General features: G+C 76.3%; 3 protein-coding genes. 2 read left to right on the top strand and 1 reads right to left on the bottom strand.

Annotated elements, in window-relative coordinates; genetic code table 11:
• Both AOK15_RS39650 and AOK15_RS45925 read left to right on the top strand, forming a co-directional pair.
• Positions 1–2,284: helicase-associated domain-containing protein (locus tag AOK15_RS39650; protein ID WP_240508812.1), on the top strand; the 2,284-nt coding region annotated here is incomplete at its 5' end.
• Between the two features lie 227 nt (positions 2,285–2,511).
• Positions 2,512–2,682 (top strand): hypothetical protein, encoded by a 171-nt coding sequence (locus AOK15_RS45925; protein ID WP_167738921.1) that lies wholly within the window; start codon positions 2,512–2,514, stop codon positions 2,680–2,682.
• 1 nt (position 2,683) lies between these two features.
• Here the strand turns inward: AOK15_RS45925 and istB are convergent.
• On the bottom strand, positions 2,684–3,404 hold a 721-nt coding region (gene istB / locus AOK15_RS39645; protein ID WP_167738920.1), incomplete at its 5' end, for an IS21-like element helper ATPase IstB.

Here is a 3,404-nt window from a genome sequence, read left to right as displayed (position 1 = left end):
GGTGTGGGGCCCCGACAGCCGGCTCCGCCTCGTCCGCACGGCCCGTGAGCTGCTCGCCCCGTCGCCGCAGCACCCGTCCCCCACCGGCCTGGGCCCCACCGTCGGCGAGGCGACGGCGGGCATGTCGCCGGGCCGGGTGCAGGAGATCGTCACGGCGGTGGGCCTGCCCCGCACGCACGACTCGGTGTCCGCCGTCGCCTCCCTCTCCGGCCTGTTCACCGACGGGCCCCGCATGGCCGCGCTCCTCGGCACCGCGCCCGCCGAGGCCCTGGACGTGCTGACGCGCCTGGTGTGGGGGCCGCCGTACGGCCAGGTCACCGCGAACCCGGCGCCCCACCTGCGCTGGCTCCTCGACCGTGGTCTGCTGCTGCCCACCGCCCCCGGCACGGTCGTCATCCCCCGCGAGGTCGCCCTGCATCTGCGGGCGGGGCGGGCGCACCGGACGGTCGAGCCGGTGCCGCCGGCCGTCGAGGCGGCGGGCGCACACCGCCCCCAGGTGGTGGACGCGACGGCGGCCGGGCAGGCGTACACGGCCCTCGCGACCATGGAGGAGCTGCTGAAGGACTGGGACGAGGGCGGCCCGGCGGTGCTGCGGGCCGGCGGCCTGAGCGTCCGCGACCTGAAGCGGACGGCCGTCGCCCTCGACGTGCCCGAGCCGGTCGCCGCCTTCTGGGTGGAACTCGCTTACGCCGCGGGCCTGCTGGCCTCGGACGGGGAGGCCGACGAGCGGTACGCGGCGACCCCCGCGTACGACGCGTGGCTGGAGCTGCCTCCGGCGGAGCGCTGGGCGGGGCTGGCGTCGGCCTGGCTGGCGGCGACCCGTACGCCGGGTGTGGTCGGCGAGCGGGACGCCAAGGAGCGCACGCTGTCGGCGCTGGGCCCCGGCCTGGACCGTTCGGCCGCGCCCGAGGTCCGGCACCGGGTGCTCACCCTGCTCGCCGGGCTGCCCGAGGGCACCTCGCCCACCCCCGACTCCGTTCTGGCGCGGCTCCACTGGGAGCGCCCCACCAGAGCCGCACAGCCCTCGCAGGCCGCGCAGCCGCCGGTCCGGGCCGAGCAGGGCCCGGCGCCCAAGCAGGGCCGGGCGCCGCAGGCGCAGGGCGGGCAGCCGGACGATCTGCGGGCCCGGCTGGCACGCTGGACGCTCGCCGAGGCCGAGTCCCTCGGGATCACCGGGCGGGGCGCGCTGTCCTCGCACGGGCGGGCCCTCCTCGGTCTGCCGCCGGGGACCGCCGCGACCGCCGACCTGCCGGAGACGCCGGGCGACAAGCTCCCCGCCCATCACGTGCCCACCCCGGCGGCCCCTTTCCCGTCCCCGGTCCCGGTGGTCGAACGGACCGTGGCGGCGGCCCGTGCCGCCCGGCTCCTCGCGCCACTGCTGCCCGAACCGCTCGACCATGTGCTGCTCCAGGCGGATCTGACGGCGGTCGCGCCGGGCCCGTTGCGCCGTCCGCTCGCCGACATGCTGGGCGTGGTGGCGGACGTGGAGTCGAAGGGTGGCGCGACGGTCTACAGGTTCACGCCGGGGTCGGTGCGCCGGGCACTCGACGCCGGTCAGACCGCGTCCGACCTGCATGACTTCCTGAACGCCCACTCCCGTACGCCGGTGCCGCAGCCCCTCGCGTATCTGATCGACGACGTGGCCAGGCGCCACGGGCACCTGCGGATCGGCGCGGCGTCGGCATACGTGCGGTGCGACGACGACGCGATGCTCAGCGAGATCCTCGCGGACAAGCGGTCGCAGGGGCTCGGGCTGCGCCGCCTCGCGCCGACGGTGCTCGCCGCGCAGGCGGACCCGGCGGCGCTGCTGGAGGGGTTGCGCGCGATGGGGTACGCGCCGGCCGCGGAGTCCGCGGAGGGCGACGTCCTGATCACCCGCGCCCTCGCCCACCGCACCCCGGCCCGTACGGCCCCGGAGCCCGTCCCGGACGGTCCGCCGGCCCCCGACGACACCCTGCTGGCCGCCGCGATCCGGGCCATCCGCGCCGGTGATCTGGCGTCGACGGCGCCCCGGCGGACGAGCGGCACCCCGGTCCCGTCCGGGACGCTGCCGCGCACCAGCTCCGCCGAGACCCTCGCCACGATGCAGGCCGCCGTCCTCACCGGTGAGGCCCTGTGGATCGGCTACGTCAACGCCGAGGGCTCCGCCAGCCAGCGCGTCATCGCCCCGGTGCGCGTGGAGGGCGGTTTCGTGACGGCGTACGACCACACGGCGGACGAGGTCCGCACGTTCCCGCTGCACCGGATCACGGGCGTCGCCGAGCTGGCGGACGACTCGATCTGACGCCGGGTGACTGGGTGAGGCATCCTCCTGCCCGCCCTCCGTCCATGATCAAATCACCGCCCGACTGTCACCCGTTCGGGCGTACGCGGGTGTTCATGCAGGCCACCCCCGGTTTTCCCTCCGACGAGGGGCCGTAAAGGGGCGTGCGCATCGGGGCGGGGGCCGCCGGGCAGCCACCCTGTGTCCGATCGAGATCGACGTCCACGCTCGAAAGGTTCACAGGCCGTATGCGTCCCATCCCCGCACTGCTCTGCGCCCTCGCCGCAGCCGCCCTGGTCGGTGTGCTCGCCTCACCCGCCGCGGCCAACCCGCTGCCCCTCCCCGAACTCGGCACGATGGTCGGGGAGGGGCTCACCGTGGAAGGGCCGCTCATCCAGAACGTCAGCCTCCTGAAGTGACTCAGCCCGCCGGGGGGACCCGGCGCAGCCGGTAGCTGTCCCCTTCGAGGCGGACGATGTCGGCGTGGTGCGCGAGCCGGTCCACGACGGCCGGGGCGGCCCCGCCGAAGATCTCGTCCCAGCGGCCGAGGGGGCGGTCGCTGGTGACGATAAGGGAGGCCCGCTCGTAGCGGTGGGCGACGAGTTGGAAGAGGAGCCGGGCGGTGTCGGGGTCGAAGGGCAGATAGCCGACCTCGTCGACGATCAGCAGGGGGCAGGCGTCGAGCGCGGACAGTTCCCCGGCGAGCCGGCCCTCCGCCCGTGCCCCGGCCAGCCGCGCGGCCCACTCCTCGGCGGTGGCGAACCGCACCTGGTTCCCCGCCTGACAGGCCCGGACGCCGAGGCCGATCGCGAGGTGCGTCTTGCCGGTGCCGGGGGCGCCGACGAAGACGACGTTGCGCCGTGCGGCCAGGAAGTCCAGCGTCCCGAGGCGGGCCAGGAGCTGCCGGTCGAAGGTGCGCGGGTGGTCCGGGTCGAAGTCCTCCAGCAGCTTGCGCGCGGGGAACCCGGCGTCCCTCAGCCGGCTCTCGTCCGCCGCCTCGTGCGGCATGACGCGGACCCTGCCCCGTGCGAACGCCGTCCCCTGTCGGCGGCTCTCCAGCTCGCGTGCCGCGTGCCTCTCGTCCGAGGTGGCCTGCGCCGGGATGGGCAGCGGGGCGGGGCGCAGGACCGGGGTGGAGGGG

Source organism: Streptomyces ossamyceticus (assembly GCF_001418475.1).
In the GTDB taxonomy this organism is placed as follows: Bacteria; Actinomycetota; Actinomycetes; order Streptomycetales; family Streptomycetaceae; genus Streptomyces; species Streptomyces ossamyceticus.
Note: the sequence above shows the minus strand (reverse complement) of the source record. Positions and strands in the feature narration are given on the sequence as shown.

Coding starts and splice junctions, on each gene's coding strand:
- AOK15_RS45925 (WP_167738921.1), top strand. CDS start 2,512: ATGCGTCCCATCCCCGCACTGCTCTGCGCCCTCGCCGCAGCCGCCCTG.